16 protein-coding genes are annotated in these 19,117 nt (G+C 39.2%); 6 read left to right on the plus strand and 10 right to left on the minus strand.

The features are described from left to right. Positions 1 to 53 precede the first annotated feature (53 nt). A complete protein-coding gene (locus VB691_RS15070; RefSeq protein WP_323292327.1) occupies positions 54 to 2,459 on the plus strand; it encodes a GH116 family glycosyl hydrolase in 2,406 nt (801 codons plus the stop codon). Here VB691_RS15070 and larE read toward each other — a convergent pair whose 3' ends face one another. The 3 genes from larE to VB691_RS15085 all read right to left on the minus strand — a co-directional run bounded on the left by larE (position 2,460) and on the right by VB691_RS15085 (position 5,541). Continuing rightward, positions 2,460 to 3,284, minus strand: a complete 825-nt coding sequence (gene larE, locus VB691_RS15075; RefSeq protein WP_323292328.1) for an ATP-dependent sacrificial sulfur transferase LarE — start codon at positions 3,282 to 3,284, stop codon at positions 2,460 to 2,462. It lies immediately after the preceding gene. Between the two features lie 51 nt (positions 3,285 to 3,335). Further along, positions 3,336 to 4,688, minus strand: a complete 1,353-nt coding sequence (locus VB691_RS15080) for a HAMP domain-containing sensor histidine kinase (protein ID WP_323292329.1) — start codon at positions 4,686 to 4,688, stop codon at positions 3,336 to 3,338. A 79-nt stretch (positions 4,689 to 4,767) separates the two neighbouring features. After that, on the minus strand, positions 4,768 to 5,541 hold the full coding sequence (locus VB691_RS15085; RefSeq protein ID WP_323292330.1) for an ABC transporter permease: 774 nt from the start codon (positions 5,539 to 5,541) through the stop codon (positions 4,768 to 4,770). Positions 5,542 to 5,652: 111 nt separating this feature from the next. Here VB691_RS15085 and VB691_RS15090 point away from each other — a divergent pair, with 111 nt between their 5' ends. Beyond that, positions 5,653 to 5,904 carry a hypothetical protein gene (locus VB691_RS15090; protein WP_323292331.1) on the plus strand — a complete coding sequence of 84 codons (252 nt, stop codon included), beginning with the start codon at positions 5,653 to 5,655 and terminating at the stop codon, positions 5,902 to 5,904. Between the two features lie 67 nt (positions 5,905 to 5,971). Continuing rightward, on the plus strand, positions 5,972 to 6,778 hold the full coding sequence (locus tag VB691_RS15095) for an MOSC domain-containing protein (RefSeq protein ID WP_323292332.1): 807 nt from the start codon (positions 5,972 to 5,974) through the stop codon (positions 6,776 to 6,778). A 19-nt stretch (positions 6,779 to 6,797) separates the two neighbouring features. Here VB691_RS15095 and VB691_RS15100 read toward each other — a convergent pair whose 3' ends face one another. Continuing rightward, positions 6,798 to 7,070, minus strand: a complete 273-nt coding sequence (locus VB691_RS15100) for a PepSY domain-containing protein (protein WP_323292333.1) — start codon at positions 7,068 to 7,070, stop codon at positions 6,798 to 6,800. A 92-nt stretch (positions 7,071 to 7,162) separates the two neighbouring features. On the opposite strand from VB691_RS15100, the gene ispG reads away from it, so the two are divergent. Next, on the plus strand, positions 7,163 to 8,377 hold the full coding sequence (gene ispG / locus VB691_RS15105) for a (E)-4-hydroxy-3-methylbut-2-enyl-diphosphate synthase (RefSeq protein WP_323292334.1): 1,215 nt from the start codon (positions 7,163 to 7,165) through the stop codon (positions 8,375 to 8,377). A 694-nt stretch (positions 8,378 to 9,071) separates the two neighbouring features. After that, positions 9,072 to 10,094, plus strand: a complete 1,023-nt coding sequence (locus tag VB691_RS15110; RefSeq protein ID WP_323292335.1) for a hypothetical protein — start codon at positions 9,072 to 9,074, stop codon at positions 10,092 to 10,094. A 98-nt stretch (positions 10,095 to 10,192) separates the two neighbouring features. On the opposite strand, the gene hisD is transcribed toward VB691_RS15110, so the two are convergent. Then, the gene (hisD, locus tag VB691_RS15115; RefSeq protein WP_323292336.1) at positions 10,193 to 11,497 is read right to left on the minus strand and encodes a histidinol dehydrogenase; all 1,305 of its coding nucleotides are present in this window, start codon (positions 11,495 to 11,497) and stop codon (positions 10,193 to 10,195) included. Positions 11,498 to 11,595: 98 nt separating this feature from the next. Further along, positions 11,596 to 13,671 carry a DICT sensory domain-containing protein gene (locus VB691_RS15120; protein ID WP_323292337.1) on the minus strand — a complete coding sequence of 692 codons (2,076 nt, stop codon included), beginning with the start codon at positions 13,669 to 13,671 and terminating at the stop codon, positions 11,596 to 11,598. 266 nt (positions 13,672 to 13,937) lie between these two features. Between VB691_RS15120 and msrP the strand changes: the two genes are divergently transcribed. Next, positions 13,938 to 14,930: a protein-methionine-sulfoxide reductase catalytic subunit MsrP gene (msrP, locus tag VB691_RS15125; RefSeq protein ID WP_323292338.1), complete on the plus strand. Its 993-nt coding sequence runs from the start codon at positions 13,938 to 13,940 to the stop codon at positions 14,928 to 14,930. Positions 14,931 to 14,974: 44 nt separating this feature from the next. Here the strand turns inward: msrP and VB691_RS15130 are convergent, their stop codons facing one another. The 4 genes from VB691_RS15130 to VB691_RS15145 all read right to left on the minus strand — a co-directional run bounded on the left by VB691_RS15130 (position 14,975) and on the right by VB691_RS15145 (position 19,112). Then, positions 14,975 to 15,187, minus strand: a complete 213-nt coding sequence (locus VB691_RS15130; RefSeq protein WP_323292339.1) for an aspartate kinase — start codon at positions 15,185 to 15,187, stop codon at positions 14,975 to 14,977. Positions 15,188 to 15,306: 119 nt separating this feature from the next. After that, positions 15,307 to 17,010: a hypothetical protein gene (locus VB691_RS15135; RefSeq protein WP_323292340.1), complete on the minus strand. Its 1,704-nt coding sequence runs from the start codon at positions 17,008 to 17,010 to the stop codon at positions 15,307 to 15,309. A 67-nt stretch (positions 17,011 to 17,077) separates the two neighbouring features. Further along, on the minus strand, positions 17,078 to 18,337 hold the full coding sequence (locus VB691_RS15140; RefSeq protein ID WP_323292341.1) for a site-2 protease family protein: 1,260 nt from the start codon (positions 18,335 to 18,337) through the stop codon (positions 17,078 to 17,080). Positions 18,338 to 18,386: 49 nt separating this feature from the next. Beyond that, positions 18,387 to 19,112: an FHA domain-containing protein gene (locus VB691_RS15145; protein ID WP_323292342.1), complete on the minus strand. Its 726-nt coding sequence runs from the start codon at positions 19,110 to 19,112 to the stop codon at positions 18,387 to 18,389. Between the last annotated feature and the right edge of the window lie 5 nt (positions 19,113 to 19,117).

Raw genomic sequence — 19,117 nt, forward strand, 5'->3', positions numbered from 1 at the left:
ATTGATAAAATTCAGCTAAACAGTGTTACCTTCATGCCCTACAATATAAACTCATGAAGACTCTATTTTCTCTCCCAAACATCCCCTCTTGCGCTTGGAAACGTCCTATCGGTCAAGGATGGGATAACCCCTATACTGTGCGCTATGCTAGTAATTTAGATGATGGCCCCTGGCATGGAATGCCCCTCGGTGGGTTTGGGGCCGGTTGTATTGGCCGTTCCCCTCGTGGTGACTTCAACCTTTGGCATTTAGACGGGGGAGAACATATTTTTAAAAGTATCCCATCTTGTCAATTTAGTATTTTTGAACAACTAGAAGATGGGACAGCCCAAGCTTATGCTTTATCTACGGAAACACCGGAAGATAAAACCCTCTCTCGTTGGGCCTGGTATCCACAAGAAAAGGGAACTTATCATGCACTATATCCCTGTAGTTGGTATCAATATGAAGGGGTATTTAAAGCGCAAATAATTTGTGAGCAATTTTCCCCCATTATTCCGAATAACTATCAAGAAACCAGTTATCCGTTAGGCATTTTTGAATGGACTGTTCATAACCCCACAGATCAACCCCTTACCATCAGTATTATGCTGACTTGGCAAAATATTGTAGGTTGGTTTACTAATGCTATTAAATCTCCAGAAATTACCGTTAGAGATGATGGTAGTCCTGAGTATGAATATCAACCGAGATGGGGTCATAGTACAGGCAATTTTAACCAGTGGATACAAGATAATTTTCGGGTCGGTTTTATTCTTAATCGTTTGCAACCTCATGCACAAGTTCAAGAGGGAGAAGGACAGATTTGTATTGCCAGTGTAACTAATCCCAGTGTTGAGGTTTTTTATCTGGGGAAATGGAATCCTAATGGGGATGGTTCTGAGGTTTGGGACTATTTTGCTATGAATGGATCATTGCCAGATCAAGAAGATGAAACACCGGCCGAACCTGGGGAACAAATTGCGGCAGCGATGGCGATTCGGTTTACTATTAAACCTGGCAGAACTAAGAAAATTCCCTTTATTTTAGCTTGGGATTTACCTGTCACCGAATTCGCCCCAGGTGTGCAATATTTTCGCCGCTATACTGACTATTTTGGTCGCAATGGTCAAAATGGTTGGGCAATGGTGAGAACGGCGTTAAAACATTCAGATGTGTGGCGGGAAAAAGTAGAAGAATGGCAGTCTCCTATCTTAAAACGGCAGGATTTACCCGACTGGTTTAAGATGGCATTGTTTAACGAATTATACTTATTAACTGATGGGGGAACTCTTTGGACAGCAGCATCAGAGAATGATCCAGTCGGACAATTTGGTGTCTTAGAATGTTTGGATTATTGTTGGTATGAAAGTCTGGATGTAAGATTATATGGCTCATTTGGATTATTGATGTTATGGCCTCGTTTAGAAAAAGCAGTCATGGAAGCATTTGCACGGGCAATTCCGACCAGTGATGATACCATTAGGATTATTGGTTATAATCAGGCCGAAGGCTTACGAAAAGTCAAGGGAGCAACCCCCCATGATTTAGGTGCGCCTAATGAACATCCTTGGGAAAAAACTAACTATACCAGTTATCAAGATTGTAATCTTTGGAAGGACTTAGGCAGTGATTTTGTCTTACAAGTTTATCGGGATTTTATGTTAACTGGGTCAACGGATATTGACTTTCTTTGGGAATGTTGGGCCGCCGTTCCAGAAACGTTAAATTATCTCAAAGAATTTGACTTAGATAATGATGGTATTCCTGAAAATTCTGGCGCACCAGATCAAACTTTTGATGACTGGGAATTACAGGGTATTAGTGCTTATTGTGGGGGTCTATGGATCGCTGCTTTAGAAGCTGCCATAAAAATCAGCGAAATCTTATTAGAAAATCCTCCCAATAATCCACAATTAGAACCAGAAAATTATCCAGAATCAATACAAGAACAGCTTACCAATTATACCAATTGGTTACAACAATCACGCTCAATTTATCACCAAACTTTATGGAATGGAGAATACTATAAATTGGACAGTGAAAGTGGATCAGATGTGGTAATGGCTGATCAATTGTCCGGTCAATTTTATGCCCGTTTATTGGACTTACCTGATGTGGTTGAACAACAATATGCAACCTCAGCTTTAAGTAAAGTTTATGAGGCTTGTTTCTTGAAGTTTCAAAACGGAAAATATGGGGCAGCAAATGGCATGAAACCTGACGGTACACCCGAAGATCCTAATTCAACTCATCCCCAAGAAGTTTGGACAGGAATTAATTTCGGTTTGGCTGCATTTCTAATACAAATGGGCATGAAAGATGAAGCATTAAAATTAACCGAAGCGGTGGTTAAACAGGTGTATGAAAATGGTCTACAGTTTCGCACTCCTGAAGCGATAACCGCCGTGGGAACCTTTCGTGCTTGTCATTATTTACGCGCTATGGCTATTTGGGGGGTTTATTATCAATTACAATAGTTAAATGTTAACCCTATCTTTGCCCAAAATTTCTAGGTTCATTTTCCCACTACGATACCCTTCTAAATCAAGGGTGACATAAATAAAGCCTAACTCTTGAAATTTCGTCACCAGTTGGGGTAAATTAGTCGTAACAACAAAGTCTTTGATTACCTCTGGGGGTAACTCAATTTTGGCTGTGTCTCCCTGAGAACGCACCCGCAAATTGTGATATCCTAGGTTGCGCAGGTAGATTTCGGCTCGTCCTACCCGTTGCAGTTTCGCCACCGTAATTTCTTCACCATAGGGAAAACGGGAACTCAAACAGGGTTGGGCCGGCTTATCCCACCAAGGTAAACCCAAATCTTGGGAGAGTTGACGAACTTCCAGTTTTGTGATATGTAATTCGGCTAAAGGCGATCGCGCCCCCCTCTCTTTGGCCGCTTGTATTCCTGGGCGATAGTCTTGTAAGTCGTCGGCGTTAACCCCATCTACTACATAAGGATAGCCCCGTTTTAAGGCGAGGGGTTTGAGGGTGTCATGGAGTTCACTTTTACAAAAATAGCAACGGTTGACGGGGTTTGCTGTGTAGTTAGGGTTATCCATTTCATGGGTGTAGACTAACTCATGGGGAATGCCAATGGTAGCGGCTTGAATTTTGGCTTCTTCTAATTCTTCGGGCAATAATGAGGGGGAAACTGCGGTTACAGCTAACGCATGATCGCCTAAAACATCATAGGCGATTTTGGCGACTAAAGTGCTATCTATACCCCCAGAATAGGCAATTAATACCTGTTTCATTGGTTGAAAAATTGCTTTTAATTGGCTGAGTTTTTCTGTTAGCATTTTATGTTTAAGCTGAAATTTTCAGGGATTTATTTTTATTTTAGCAAATTCTTAACTCATACTACTATCAACTTGAATCGGTAATTCTAGGGTGAAACAACTCCCTTGGCCAAATTCAGAGGTTAAGGTGAGATCTCCGCCATGTAATTGCGCTAGTTTACGGGATAATGCTAATCCTAACCCTGTCCCTTTGTGTTTGCGACTGAGGTGATTATGAATTTGTTGAAAGGGTTGAAAAAGTTTTTGTTGATCGGCTTCTTTTAAGCCAATTCCTGTATCAATCACACAAAATATAAGAATATTTTGAGTCCGTTTTACTTGCAAAGTAACTGAGCCTTTTTCAGTAAATTTAATGGCATTAGATAGTAAATTAAGAAGGATTTGTTTGATCTTTCGTTGATCAACTGTACAGAAATCAATGTTGTCTGCAACATCAAAAATTAGGTTTAGTTTTTGCTCATTTGCTTTTGTTTGAACCATAGAAATTGCGGACAAACAAATATCTTCAACTGCCACAGTTTCTAAAAATATTTCTTCTTTTTCTGCTTCAATTTTAGAGAGATCTAAAAAGTCATTAACAAGAGCTAATAAATGATCTCCTGACACCTTAATTCCATTAACATACTGTTTTTGCTTGTCATTTAAGGGGCCATAAAGTTCTTCTTTAAGCATCTTAGAAAAGCCCAAAATTCCCGCCAGAGGTGTGCGTAATTCATGACTCATGTGGGAGAGATAATCACTTTTATTTTGATGGCCAGATTGCAGTCTCTTATTTTCTAATTCTAGCTGATTTAAACGCTCTTGTAATTGACTGTTTTGAATAGCGATCGCTATTTGATCCGTAACAATTTCTAAGGTTTCAATTTCTTCTAGGGAAAAAGTACGAGTTGCTTCTTTAGTTGCTAAGATTAAATAGCCAAATAACTGTTTACTCAGGTAGATAGGAACACTTAAAATACAATAATGAAAATCCCCTTCCTCCTCAATATTTTTGGACGGGGTAATATCTAGAGATTGGCCAAGAATAGCACCCGCTTGACAAAACTGGTAAACTTGATGTTGGGCGGTACAATGGAATAACTTTACCCATTCATTCTTAACCAACCTTTCGAGCAAACTCTTTTCCGTCGCGGCCCAAGCTTGGTAAATGTGGCAGATGGATGATTCAATGCGTAATAAAATGGCATTATCTGCGCTATATTTATTGCCAACAATAGCTAAAATTTTGGCAATGATTTCCTGATGATTTATGCCAGAATTTAACAGATGATAAATGGCCCTAAGAAATTCTTTCTGTCCATCATAGCTACCCGTTTGATGAGACAGTTTTGTCTGTTGCTTAATAATCCCTGAATATTGACTTGCTAAGGTTCCCACGAGCTTTTTTGTCCTGGTTTGTCCCATAATACCCCTACTGAGTCAGTATACAGGTAAATTCTCCTAGAGTAAATAATCTTTGAAAAAAGGTCATAAAAAGCAACATTTAAAATTGTCTTCTCGAAAAAATAAAACTAGAAATTGCTAGGAGAAGAATGATATAAGCTAGGCCATAGAGAGCATTCATGGTTAAATCTAAACCACTGGGAAGAATACCATAGACTGCCGTATTTTTAAGATTAAATCTTTCGAGGTTGGGAACGATTAAATAAATCCCTTCTGTTAAAGCAGTAATGCTAGGATTTTTGCTAATTGTCGCCAACTTTAGTAAATCACTACTCAGATGTCCAATGAAATAGATTCCGAAACTTAAAAGGGTTGCCAAAATTGAACTGGTAAAAACACCAAAAGTAATAGAAACAGCCGTTAACAAAGCTAATTCTAATAATAAATATAATTGAGAAATCAGTAAACTAACGGGAGAGAAAGTGATTTTTGACCAACTCAATAATCCAAAATAAAGCACTGTCATGATAGCAATCATCACAGCAAGTACCCCACATAAACCAAGATGTTTACCAACGATTAATTCACTGCGACTAATAGGTTTAGGAATCAACAATAAAACTGTTCGTTTTTCAATCTCTTTATTAATTAATCCCGTCCCCACAAAAATTGCGACAATTGCCCCTAAAAAAGAAATCATTCCTAACCCCACATCCAGGAAAATTTTCCCATCGGCCCCGACAGAAATTTCTGGGAGTAAGCGTAAAGACAGGGCTAAAACAACCCCAAAAAAACCAATAACATAGAGGATGCGATCGCGGATAACTTCTCGAAATCCATTAGCCGCAATTACCCAGATTCTTACTAAATTCATCTTACCTAGATTATCTTGGTGATTAAGGTTTACTTTCTTATTATTCCCCAGAGGAGGCTTTCTGATATCATAATCTTACAGGAAATTTGTCAAATCTCTGATTAAATTGTTATGAAAAGATACAAAATCAAGCAATGGCTCATTTTAGCTATACTGGCCCTAATTACGGGGATTTGTCTGATTGGATGGCAAACCCAAGGTATTACTCAATCTTCTCCCTCTCAACCTGCTTTAACCCTATCCACTTCTCAATTAACCCTAGAAGAAGTGGGGACGGGAATTTATGCTTTAGTTGCTGATACAGATTTTCCCAATGATCAACCCAATGCGGCGGTTTGTAATGGGGGTATTATTATTGGATAGGAATAATATGGTAGGGGCTTAATATTATTAAGCCCCTACAGAAGTCAAATAATAGAGAGGAAAATTAATGTTACAGCCTAAAAATATAGCTTATTTGTCCAAGATTATTATCTATCCTATTAAATCTTTAGATGGAATATCTTTTTCTGAAGCAACTATCCTTAAAAGTGGTGCATTAAAATATGATCGACAATGGGCTATTTTTGATGATAATGATAGATATGTTAACGGTAAACGCAATTCAAAAATCTATCAATTAAGAGCTTTATTTGACCAAGACTTAACTAATATTAGTTTACAAATTGAAGGAAATGAGTCAAGAATCAAATTTAACTTAAGTACAGAAAAAAAAGCATTAGAAACTTGGTTAAGTGATTATTTTGGTTTTTATGTGCATTTAAAAGAAAATCAATTAACCGGATTTCCTGATGATACAAAAGCATCGGGGCCAACTATTATTAGTAACGCAACTCTAACAACGATTTCTGAGTGGTTTCCTCACATTAATTTAGAAGAAATTAGACGAAGATTAAGAGCAAATTTAGAAATTAATGGGGTTCCTCCATTCTGGGAAGATCAATTATTTGGCAATGAAAATCAATGGGTTAATTTTCGGATAGGTGAGGTATTTTTTCAAGGAATTAACCCATGTCAACGCTGTATTGTTCCGACAAAAAATTCCCATACAGGAGAAATAATAGAGAAGTTTCAACAGCAATTTATAGAGAAAAGAAAAGCAACTTTACCCAGTTGGGTTAACTCCAGTCAATTTAATCATTTTTATCGAGTTAGTGTTAATACAAAAGTGCAAGATTCCGAAGTGGATAAAGTTTTAAAAGTAGGGGATAAAGTTGAAATCATTGCTATTGAGTAGTATTTTCTGTTGTTTTATCTTATATTTTTCGCCTAACTTGTAACCACATCAAAATCCCTGTAACACCCAACAGCAAAATCCCAAAAGCATTCAAAAAAGGATAAACCATTCGTAAATCAATCATCCCAAATTTACCGCGATGAAGTGCCAATAACCAGGAAAATTCTCGACCATTTCCCGTTAATTCAGCAACTTGAAATAATGATCCCGTTATCGCAGTTAATAGTAAAGGAAAAATCATTAATGGAGCAAGGGTATAATGAAGATTGCGTAAACGTTTTTTGCTAATCATTGAATTCCACAAATAAACTAATAATACTCACACAGTCCCTTAAAATAAGACTTGGATAAATTCGCTACCCAATCATCTTATATCAATCCACCATGCAAACCCTGGAAACCCCTAAAAACACCTCCACCCCTGAATTTGATACCACTATACACCGTCGCCAAACCCGTCCCGTCAAAGTGGCAGATGTCACCATTGGGGGCGGTCATCCCGTTGTGGTACAATCCATGATTAATGAGGATACCCTAGATATTGATGGGTCAGTAGCCGCAATTCGCCGCTTACATGAAATTGGCTGTGAAATTGTGCGGGTAACAGTGCCCAGTATGGCCCATGCTAAAGCTTTAGCCGAAATTAAAGCAAAATTAGCCCAAGTTTATCAACCTGTTCCCCTCGTTGCAGATGTGCATCATAATGGTTTAAAAATCGCCCTAGAAGTGGCTAAGCACGTTGATAAAGTCCGCATTAACCCAGGGTTATATGTCTTTGAGAAACCCAGTCTAACCCGCAGCGAATACACCCAGGCCGAATTTGCAGAAATTGGTGATAAAATCCGCGAAACCCTAGAACCTTTAGTTATTTCCCTGCGAGATCAAGGAAAAGCGATGAGAATTGGGGTTAATCATGGTTCTTTAGCAGAAAGGATGTTATTTACTTATGGAGACACCCCCGAAGGCATGGTAGAATCTGCCTTAGAATTTATCCGCATCTGTGAATCTCTCAATTTTTATAACATTGTCATCTCTCTTAAAGCATCCCGTGTTCCTGTCATGTTAGCAGCCTATCGCCTCATGGTAAAGCGTATGGATGAGTTAGGAATGGATTATCCCCTACATTTAGGGGTAACAGAAGCAGGAGACGGGGAATATGGACGGATTAAGTCTACCGCAGGAATTGGAACCCTCTTAGCGCAAGGAATTGGGGATACAATTCGCGTTTCTTTGACGGAGGCCCCTGAAAAAGAAATCCCTGTTTGTTATAGTATTCTTCAAGCTCTAGGACTGCGTAAAACTATGGTGGAATACGTGGCCTGTCCTTCTTGTGGTCGTACTTTGTTTAATTTAGAAGAAGTATTACATAAGGTACGAGAAGCGACGAAACATCTGACAGGGTTAGATATTGCTGTTATGGGATGTATTGTGAATGGCCCTGGAGAAATGGCCGATGCTGACTACGGTTATGTGGGTAAGCAAGCTGGTTATATTTCTTTGTATCGGGGCCGGGAAGAAATTAAAAAAGTACCTGAAGGCCAAGGGGTTCAAGAATTAATTGAGTTAATTAAAGCGGATGGCCGTTGGGTTGAACCTTAAATTTACTTTTGTTTAACACTTGAATTTCTGGTAGGGGGAGAACGGCCGTTCTCCCCCTACTTTTATTAGCTATCAAAATCTTGTAAAGAAACTTCATCACAAAGAGATACGAAATTGAATTATTGGACAATCTTGCTCAATATAACGATAAAAATGTGACATCTTTTGTCTTGTATCATTACAAAACTTAATTATTGATGAAAACTTAGTCAATTTTCAATTAATCATCGATCCAACAAATTGGGAAATCTCAAAAGGGTTACATATTAGCCTAAAACTCTGTATGTCTTTGCTAGACAAGGGTTAAGGATTTTTAGAGATTGATTATTGATGGATAACTTAAAATTTAGTTAAATTAAGGCCAGACTTCTTAGAATCTAACTCGCCTGACTGACCTCTCTACATTGTAACGGTAAGTTAAGAAGTTAGACAGATTGTAACTAAATGTGAGCAATTTTTAAACTTTTAGAACTTATTATAAGCAAATATCAACAAATAAAACAGTTTTGTAGACAAATTTATCCGTTTATATATATTTATATTTTTATCTCAACAATTATCACAAAAATGTTGACAATAATCACTAATTATATCGGAAAAAATACACTTATTTTTTTTAATCTTTACCACAGATTTAAGTTAGAAACCCCTTGATAGGATGAGTTTAGCGGATTCAATTATCAAAACAAAAATTATGAGTATTTGTGGACAGAAATGGCTCTCAACCCTATCTTTAGGTGTTATTTTAAGCTTTGGTAGTGCAGTAAATGCTAATGGGGCTACCCTAGGTTATGAATTTACGGGAGGTGCTAATGATGACAATAATTTCCCAGTGACTTTCGGTTTTGAATTTCAATTAGGAAATACTACTGGTATTAATAATCAAATACTTGCCTTAGGTGTTTATGCTGGCGGAAGTGATAATAATGGTAATCCAATATTACAAAACGAGCATCAATTGCAGATTTGGGAGGTTGATGCTAATGATCCAAGTATTGGTATTCCAATTTTAGACACACCAGTAACAATTGGGCCTTTAACAACCGGTACTTTCACCTATAAAGACTTTGTTTATGCAGAATTCGTGACCCCCATTTCTCTTACTACTTTTAATCCTCTTAAAAGCTACCGTTTGGGAGTCTCGTACACAGGTGCAGGGGATAAATTATTTATCCAGAATACAGGCAATTTAGCTCCCGGTAATGTCACCATTCCCATCACTGATGTAGATGACATGGTTCCGGGTACGGATGAAGACCCCGATTTTACGTTTACCCTTTCCGATGTAATGCAACCCGATGGAGGATTTGAACCTGTCGGTTATGTTGGCTTACCAGGTGGATCAGATCCTCTCGTTTATCCAGATACCCCAGCATCGGATTTGTTAGGGGATAACCTTTTTTATCTTGTCGGCAATATCCTGTTTGGCCCTATGGGTGGTGATCTGCCAACCACCACCACCACAAGCGGCACAACCATAGGCGGCACAACCACAGGCACAACCATAGGCGGCACAACCACAGGCACAACTACAGGCACAACTACAGGCACAACTACAGGTACAACCATCAGTGGCACAACTACAGGCGGTACAACCATCAGCGGCACAACTACAGGCGGCACAACTATTCCTGAACCAAGTTTAGTGAATGGGTTACTAGCAATGGGATTAGCCGGAATCGTGATTCAGTACAAAAAACAATCGGACAAAAAATAGTTAATGCTTGAGTTGAAATTAATTAGGAGTCGTTAAGGGACAAGTTTTGTTGACTCCTAATTTGATTTTTTTTCTTCTGAATCAAAAATCAACCCAAGTTACAATAACTTTTCTCGTTCTTCTATTGCCATGCTATGGGCCGGAAACTCTTCATAATTAGCTAAGGTTTGGGTTGTTTGTTTAACACGCTCAAACCCTTCTGACGTTAAATAAGCGACCGTAGAACGTTTAAGAAAATCATAAACAGAAACGGCTGAATAGGAACGAGCAAACCCTCCTGTGGGTAAAACAGCATTAACTCCGATCGCATAAGTTGCAGCAGAAGAAGGGGTATATTTTCCGAGTAAAATTTCCCCTGCATTTTTCACCTTACCCACTAATCGTAAGGGATCTTCGACTAAAATTTCTAAATGTTCAGGAGCATATTCATTAATAAAATCTAGGGATTCCTGTAAACTAGAAGTCAGAATAATTCCCCCATAAGCTTCTAACCCCGCCTCACAAAATTCCCGTCGCCATTGAGGAAGTTTTTGTAAATAATCCGAGGCATATTGACTAGCTTTTTGGGCAACAGTTTCACTATGGGTAACTAATAAAGCCGCAGAGTCTGGCCCATGTTCAGCTTCAATCAATAAATCTAAGGCAGCTAACTGGGGGTTAGTGGTTTCATCTGCTAAAATAATTGATTCACTGGGGCCCGCAGGTAAACCCACATCCACCGTCCCAAATAAAATACGCTTGGCCGCTGCCCCATAAATACTACAAGGGCCCGTTAATTTATCTACTTTTGGTACAGTTTGCGTTCCTAAAGCCATGGCCGCTAAGGCTTGGACACCGCCTAATTTATAAACTTCTGTCACCCCGGCCATTTGAGCAACCACTAAAGAAACAGGTTCAACCCTTCCTTGTTTATCTGGTGGGGTACAAACCACAATTTTTTCCACTCCGGCCACCATCGCCGGAATAGTTAACATTAACATCATGGAAGGAAAGGCCCCTTTTCCTCTGGGAACATATAACCCCACACGAGGAATAGGAGTAATTTTTTCGCCAGCAAAAATCCCTGTCTCAATTTCCGCCAGGTTCATTTCTTCTGGCATTTGCCGTTGATGGACTTCTTTAATGTTACGGAAAGCCTGTTCTACTGCTAGTTTAACCTCAGGTTCAATGAGATGTTGCGCTTCGGCAAATTCTGCTTCAGTGACTTTGATATTCTGGGCCGTTGCTCCCTCATAATCAAATTTACGGGCATAATGAATCACCCCTTCATCTCCCGTTTTAGCGATCGCCGTAATCACTTCTTGGGCAATGGGAAGGACTTGATCAATATCTAATTCGGCCCGTCGCTTTAAGGTAGCGAGATCCCTTGATGTCATTTGAGCAAGTTTGAGAATTCTGACCACTACTTCTCTCCTGATAGGTCGGTCGGTGCTTTTTTCTATTGTATTCGGATAGGGTTAATTATGCGCCTTATCCCTTAGTTTCCTGCGATCACTTAGGATTAATTTGACCGTTTTGGGCGGTTTTTTTTAGGGTATAAAGAGGGAGAGGATGGCTTTTGTCTCTCTTTTTGACTAGGAATTTGATCAAAATAAATTGGCACTGTAAAATGAAACTGACTTCCGTGATCTTTCCCTAAAGATTCTGCCCAAATTTGTCCACCCCAACCATGAACAATTTGACGAGAAATAGCTAAACCTAGGCCTGTTCCCCCTGCACTGCGACGTAAAGCCCCTTCTTCTTGATAAAAGCGATCAAAGACAGTTTCTAAGCGTTTTGGTTCAATACCCCTTCCCGTATCAGCCACGGTGACTTCTAAATGTTCAGGACTACTGCGACTAACTTGAATAGTCACTTTGCCTTCTTGACTGGTAAATTTACAAGCATTGTCTAATAATTTGGCCAACACTTCTACTAACCATTCTCCATCTGCTTGAATGAGAGGCAATTCATCTGTAACGAGATTTTCAATTTGGGGTAAAGGGTTATCTTTATGACGGGCCCGAACATTACTTAAAGATAATTCTACACATTCTTGAAGATTTAAAGGTTCCACATTCCATTGCACCCGTCCACTTTCTAATTGAGAAAGGGTCAAGAAATCTTGCACTAATTTTCGCATTCTTTCCGCATCTTGTAAGGCCGCACTCAGCATCACTTGACGTAACTCAGGGGACATATCCGGTTCAGTGGACAAACATTCTAAACAGACTTGAATAGTAGATAGAGGAGTGCGTAATTCATGACCTGTAATTGCCACTAAATTCGAGCGAGTGCGATCGAGTGCTTCTAATTGTTCGTTAAGATCTTGAAGATTAGCGTAAGCTTCTGCTTGAATCAGAGCTACTCCAATTTGGGTGGCGATCGCATTAACTAAGGCCACATCTTCTTCTTTCCAGAGCATGGGATCTGGGCCACAATGGTGTAATTCCAACATTCCCATTAATCTACCTTGATAGAGAATAGGAACCAACATCCAAGACAAAATTGAACAACTTTTAACAAGGGTTTGTAAAGCGTCTTCAGATTGATTTTGTTGCTCTAATAGTTTAGTAATTCGCGGATCGCTAATAGCATTATCAATGGTTAAAGCATCCCGTAAAGCGACTACTTCCTTAAACAGAGGATTATTTTTTAATGGCCAAGTTTGTCCCTGAATTGAGGAAATACCCGCATTAATAAATTCGTGTTGAATGATGGCGGTTGCGTCGGTTTCTTGGCAACGATAGACCAAACAACGAGATACCCCTAATCCTTCCCCCAATTTCTGCACCGCAACTTGTAAAATTTCATCAGGATTAAGGGAACGTCGAATGGCCGTTGTCACCGAATTAATTAACCGTTCTTTATGTTCTTTGATAGCAAGAGAATGGTTAGCTTTGATCAGTTTATATTGACTGGCCTGAAGATAGGTAACTAAACGTTGTACAAAGGGATCAGGATTGTTATTAAAAGTATCCCAATTGCGGTTATCTGACACTTCAGACTGAAATTGATCCACGTTTTGCGCCAAAACTTCTGAGGGGAGATAAGTTTGACGCGCCTGTTGAATTTTTGATTTGAGTTCGGGACGATAGCCTTGAATGCGTTGTAGCAAAATATGAGCGGCCTGTTGGGTTACTTGGCGATCAAATGTCCAAATACCTTCAAAACGGCGACTATTATCCATTGCTGAACTGTTTTCTTCCTTGGTTGTCCCGGTTCGCTCTTGACAAATTAAACAGCTGGCATAGTTCAGCCCAATCACAATTAAGTGCCATTCTTGGGTTAAGCTATCGGTTGGCTCAAAGGCAATGGTTTCATAGACATCAGAACAATTTTTAAAATCGGTTTCTGGCGCAGCTAAAACGTAGACTTGCGAGCTTTTTTGGGCAATTCGTCGATATCGCTGGGCTTCTTGACGATAAAATCGTTCCCGTTGAAAACTAGCGATGACTAAGGGTTGATCAGATCCTGCGAGTACCTGATCTTCCATGGCATGGGACAATGCTGTCAAAGAAGCCTTAAAGTACATTTGTTGCCGCCAATGGGGAAGCAGTTGCAACAGTTGTGTTAAAACCGATTTTGATCTACTCATCAATGATTTTTTTCGAGATCTCCTAGCAAAATCGATGTTTACTGCCCATCTGACGAGCATCTTGGGGATAATCATCACGGGCGAAACGGTGAGTTCTGTGCTAAGGTGACTTTTGATTTCTCCTTAAACTCTATCCTACAAAAAAGCTGTCCATCTCTCTTGTTTATTTTTGACGACTCCCCAATCTCCTCGTCTCCTCACCCAGAATTTGTTAAGATCAAAGGCGTGTTAGTTATTTCCCCTAACCTGAGTCTCTTTTTTTTGCAATGTCTTTAATTCCTGTTCCTCCGCCTTGGCAAATCAGTGAAAACGAAATCACCCCAGACACAGTTTATTATAACCGTCGTCGCTTCCTAAAAAGTTTAATTGGGACAGGAATTGCAGCAAGTTTAATTCCCTTAAACGGTTGTCAAAAATCCTCCTCTCAAACGGCTTTAGAATCGAGTCTCCAACTTCCTAAACTTCCAAATATTCAACCCTCTCCCGTTTTTAAGACGGTTGATCGTCCAATAACAAAAGAGATTTTGGCAGGACAATACAATAATTTTTATGAGTTTGGTGGCACGAAAAATATTTGGCTGAAAGCTCAAAAATTACCCACAGAGAATTGGAAGCTTGAAGTAACAGGATTAGTCAAAAATCCTCAAACCTATGATCTAGACGATCTTAAACGAAAATTTCCCCTAGAAGAAAGAGTTTATCGTTTTCGCTGTGTCGAAGCTTGGTCAATGGTTTTACCTTGGGTTGGGTTCCCCATGAAGGCCTTAATGCAAGCGGTTGAACCTACCAGTCAAGCTAAATTTGTCAGATTTACTTCTTTTTATGACCCAGAAATTACTACCGGCCCTGGTTTTCATTTGGGTTCTTTACCTTGGCCCTATCAAGAAGGGTTACGCATTGAAGAAATGGCTAATGAGTTGGCTTTTTTTGCTGTAGGAATCTATGGCCATGATTTACCAAAACAACATGGCGCACCGTTACGGATGGTCATTCCCTGGAAATATGGGTTTAAAGGGGCAAAATCTCTGGTTAAAGTGGAATTTGTCGCGGAAAAACCCGCAACTTATTGGAATACTATTGATCCCAATGAGTATGATTTTGAGGCCAATGTTAACCCCAATAAACCTCATCCCCGTTGGTCACAAGCAACTGAAAAGTTTATTAGTCAAGGGCCAGGCCTATCTTGGGAAATTAAAGAAACCCTGCCTTACAATGGCTACGGGGAATATGTCGCTAATTTATACCCTAACACCCCCTAAAATCTTATCTGTAGAGGTAATTCATGAATTACCTCTAAAAAAAACTAATTTTGTTTAAGGGTTTGTAATTGCTGAAGCAGCATATCAATTTCAGCTTGTAAATGTAAATATTTGACTTGTTGTACAACTTGATAGGATTTCCTTACTTGTGTCATCTGGTGTTCTTGGCTTTTTGTCCCTAATGATTGCTGAATTGAGGGAGAAATGGCGTTTTTGGGGGTTTCTAAAGACGAACGAGAAAGGAGTTGGTTAGTCATAAGATGGTTTATTAAGTATATTTACTTATTGGTATTTTCCCTGCGTTGCACATTATAGCAGATAGTGGTTGCTGATGTATAGTGCATCATTGTTAAATTTTGTCAGATGAAGGAATTGTCTACTGTTGTCCTTGATACACAGTCATTAAATTTCCATCAGCATTGTAAACTTCGATAGATTTTCCCGTCAGTTTACTCATGTTTTGGAGGCGATATTCAAAGGTAGAAAGATGATTTAAAAGTTCAACTTGAATTTGTAAATTTGCCTGTGCTTTTGCTTGTAGTGCTAGGTTCCATAGTTGTTCTAAATAATCAGAATCTAATTGTATTTTAATCAATCTTTCCGTAATTTTATATTGACAAATTTTTTGAGGTTTTAAACACATTGCTTTTAGTTCCGATTCAATTTTTTGATTTTGTATTGATTCTTTTAATTGATTTTTAGCTCTATTTAAAGATAAAGGATAAGCTGATAATAATGGCTGAGATTGATTCCATTGAAACGTATTTTGAGGGATTTTTTGCAAATAATTGATGGACCCATTCCAATAATTCACTGCTTTTGACCATTGATTTTGTGTTTCTGATCTTTCAGCTAATTTTGCTTGATTCACAGCTTTCTCGTAAATTTTAACTGCATTTTCTTCTTGATTTTTACGTTTTTCTGCTCTAACTAAATAGGATAAATAGGTTTTGAGAAGGGGACGGGAGGAGTCATAAACGGTAGTAGATGGGGGAATGTCTTGTATTCTTTTAATTCCAGTTTTCCAGGTGGTATAAACTAATTTTAAATCAGCTAAGCTTTGAGCCGATTTCTGACGTTCATTGGCTATTTTAGCTGCTTCTTTGGCAGCATTTAAACTGGTTGTTCCAATTTTTTCTGAGGCTATTTTATTGGCAATTAAGTTTAAGTTATTTTGATATTTTTGAGTTAGATTCTCTCTTATATCATCTAAATATTGATCCTGATTAATTACGTTTACTTTATCAAGAGATTCTTGCCAAAGTCTTTGAATTTCTTGTAAATTAGAAAGTGGTAAAGGAGAATTTTTGTATAAAGATAAAGCTTGTTTTTCAAGCTCTTTTGCTTCTAGAATTAAATTAAGATTAGTTAGGGTTTGTTTATATTGTTTTTCTAATAGAGAAGCCTCTGAATAATAACTTGACCACCAAGGAACTTTTTGCAAGAGGTTAAGAGATTTTATTAAGTCTTGTTTAACCTTTAAAAGCTCCGTATCTGCTGAGGAAGTTATCAATAAAGTTAAAGGTTTTTGAGCGATATTTTCAGCTTGACTAATAATTTGACAGGTATCAAATAAACAGGGACGAGTCAGAATATAAGCACTACTTAACAGCAAAAAACTGCCCAGACTTCCCCCAATTAATAACCATAATAATTGATGAGACTTGAAATTAATAATTGTTCTATTTTTAAGGGTTAATAGCCATGATTTTGCTAACTTTTGAGATTTATTCAAAAAAAGCCGAGTATCTTTCTTGACAAATTGCCCAAACAATAGATCAAAAAAGCTCGGATTTAAAGGCGGTTCTAATTGACAATATTCTCCATTAACTAAATAATAAATTTCGACAAAATAGGCTTGAGATAGATTTTCTGATGCTAAAACTTTATTAATACAATCTTCTATTTTTTGAAGATTGAGATCAGAATTATTGGGAGATTCAACGAGAATAATTAATAATTCTCCTAAGAAACAATTAACCTCTAGTGGATCACAAGATAAACCAGATCTTTGTAACTGGTTAATTAATAATGCTTCTAACCCTTCTAGTCTCGTTGTATTTGGCACAACAGTCATCATCAACCCTTCTACTTTTCACCCAATTCTCCCATCGTAAGCGAAAGAGACATTTATCTTGCTTTTTTCGTCATTTTTGATCTTCAAGGCTTTTAGCGATCGCAGGTAACTGCAAATAATTAGGATAAGTTCCCTCAGTTTTAACCCGTTTAATTTCGCTCTCAGGAATGGGTAACTGATGATATTCAGCGATCGCCTTGACCACATCTCCGCGATCAATAATCCCGGCCACGGCCCCCGCAGGAGATAAAACAGTGAGATAGCGGTCAGAAATAGCTTCTAATTGCTCAATCACCCTAACTAGGGGAGTTTTTTCCTCAACGGAAGAAATCTCTGTTAAAGGATGGGCAATTTCCCACAAAGTTATTTTCTCCCAAGCACTGCGTTCAATAGTTTGTAAATCTCGAATCTGAATCAGGCCCCGATAGCGTCCTTCTGAAGCAGCAAAATAGACCATCGGGTCATAACTTTCCCTGAGAATATATTCTTGAGCAAATTGAGCTAAACTCAGACGAGCATTCACCACACGAAACTCGCGGGTCATCACCTGACTGGCCAAAATATTTAACAGACTTTGCTGTAATTCCGTAATTCGCTCATAATTATCCGCATTCCGTCGCACAAACCATCCCACAAACACCAACCATAACCCACTTAAACTTCCCGTCAAGAGGATAAAAAAGAGTCCTAAACAGATGCCAAACAATCCCACCAATTTACCACTAGCGGCCGCCCAACGAACTCCCGTCAAGCGATCGCCTTTAAGCTTCCAAACTATCGCTTTTAAGACTTGTCCCCCATCTAAAGGCAGGCCCGGAATTAAATTAAAAATGCCCAGAACTAAATTAATTCGCGCCAAATCCACCATCATGTAGGTTAATAATTGAGGGATTTTGTGCCAATTTCCGGTCATGCTTGGGAATAAATGAACCGAAGACAAGCCATAAATTAGACTATAAAAGAGAGCCGATAGACTAAAACTCACCAAAGGGCCAGCGATCGCCACCCAAAAAGCACCAGCAGGGGTTGTTGATTCTCGTTCGATGGCCGCGACTCCCCCAAATAAAAACAGGGTGATAGAATTTACGGTAATGCCTTGAGAGCGGGCGATCAAACTATGGCCCAACTCATGGAGTAAGACTGAGATAAAGAGTAATAAAGCCATGATTAGGCCTGCTATCCACCCCAACCAAAGCCAATCTCCGGCCAATCCTTGACCATTAATATCCTCCGCATTAACCAACGTTACCAACCCTAGGATTAAAAACCAAGAAGGATCAAGATAAAGAGGAATGCCTAATAAAGAGCCGATTTGCCATTTTCCGTCCATGATTTTGGGGATGTTTGCGGGTGATTGAAGGTGAGTAGCTAAGTTGGACTTATGATAATTGGAAGATAAACGTTACCAAGTCGCCTTTGCCTAGGGAAATGCGATCGCCAGGCCGTAATCGATGACGATTACCTGGGGGTAAAGCGGTGTGATTAATATAGGTTCCATTAGCACTGCCCACATCTTCAATATAAAAGATATCGCCTTCAACCCGAATATCTGCATGAATCCGAGACACCACATCAGAGTCAGGAAAGCCTGAAACATCAAGATCAGGGGGAATTTGTTCATTGGGTTTGCCGAGATGAATCACCTCTAATCCTTGGGGCAATTCTAACTGAGTTTGGGTCTGGAGATGGAGCAAACTCGCGTTGAATACTTGGAGTTGGGTGGGCGCACTAAGATTTCGTGCAGGAGGAGTCAGAGGAACGGTTGGTGCAGGAGGCGAGGGGGGCAAGGGGGGGGTTGCTGGAGTGGGTATAGGTGGGGGCGGGGGTAAGGCAGATGAAATATTAGGGGGAACGGGTGGGGGAGTGATTGGAGGTGTTTCTAAACTTGGTGGTGGGGGCGGAACAGTTTCTTTAGTTTCTTCCATTGCTGTTGATGATGTTTCAAAGGGTGATTGAATACCACATTGACCGCAAAATGTCGCATTGCTTAATAAAGGCGCGCCACAGTTTCGACAATTGGCCATTTGGGGTAAGGGAGTATAGCAAGCCTCACATTGTATGGCTCCATCTGGGTTATGATGCTCGCAGTTAGGACAAATAATCATCAGTT

It is taken from the genome of Crocosphaera sp. XPORK-15E (assembly GCF_034931425.1).
Taxonomy (GTDB): Bacteria; Cyanobacteriota; Cyanobacteriia; order Cyanobacteriales; family Microcystaceae; genus UHCC-0190.

What these genes read in the sequence shown, in the direction of transcription:
- VB691_RS15070 (WP_323292327.1), top strand. Translation starts at nt 54, where the DNA reads ATGAAGACTCTATTTTCTCTCCCAAACATCCCCTCTTGCGCTTGGAAA.
- larE (WP_323292328.1), bottom strand. Translation starts at nt 3,284, where the DNA reads ATGCTAACAGAAAAACTCAGCCAATTAAAAGCAATTTTTCAACCAATG.
- VB691_RS15080 (WP_323292329.1), bottom strand. Translation starts at nt 4,688, where the DNA reads ATGGGACAAACCAGGACAAAAAAGCTCGTGGGAACCTTAGCAAGTCAA.
- VB691_RS15085 (WP_323292330.1), bottom strand. Translation starts at nt 5,541, where the DNA reads ATGAATTTAGTAAGAATCTGGGTAATTGCGGCTAATGGATTTCGAGAA.
- VB691_RS15090 (WP_323292331.1), top strand. Translation starts at nt 5,653, where the DNA reads ATGAAAAGATACAAAATCAAGCAATGGCTCATTTTAGCTATACTGGCC.
- VB691_RS15095 (WP_323292332.1), top strand. Translation starts at nt 5,972, where the DNA reads ATGTTACAGCCTAAAAATATAGCTTATTTGTCCAAGATTATTATCTAT.
- VB691_RS15100 (WP_323292333.1), bottom strand. Translation starts at nt 7,070, where the DNA reads ATGATTAGCAAAAAACGTTTACGCAATCTTCATTATACCCTTGCTCCA.
- ispG (WP_323292334.1), top strand. Translation starts at nt 7,163, where the DNA reads ATGCAAACCCTGGAAACCCCTAAAAACACCTCCACCCCTGAATTTGAT.
- VB691_RS15110 (WP_323292335.1), top strand. Translation starts at nt 9,072, where the DNA reads ATGAGTATTTGTGGACAGAAATGGCTCTCAACCCTATCTTTAGGTGTT.
- VB691_RS15120 (WP_323292337.1), bottom strand. Translation starts at nt 13,671, where the DNA reads ATGAGTAGATCAAAATCGGTTTTAACACAACTGTTGCAACTGCTTCCC.
- msrP (WP_323292338.1), top strand. Translation starts at nt 13,938, where the DNA reads ATGTCTTTAATTCCTGTTCCTCCGCCTTGGCAAATCAGTGAAAACGAA.
- VB691_RS15130 (WP_323292339.1), bottom strand. Translation starts at nt 15,187, where the DNA reads ATGACTAACCAACTCCTTTCTCGTTCGTCTTTAGAAACCCCCAAAAAC.
- VB691_RS15135 (WP_323292340.1), bottom strand. Translation starts at nt 17,010, where the DNA reads ATGATGACTGTTGTGCCAAATACAACGAGACTAGAAGGGTTAGAAGCA.
- VB691_RS15140 (WP_323292341.1), bottom strand. Translation starts at nt 18,337, where the DNA reads ATGGACGGAAAATGGCAAATCGGCTCTTTATTAGGCATTCCTCTTTAT.
- VB691_RS15145 (WP_323292342.1), bottom strand. Translation starts at nt 19,112, where the DNA reads ATGATTATTTGTCCTAACTGCGAGCATCATAACCCAGATGGAGCCATA.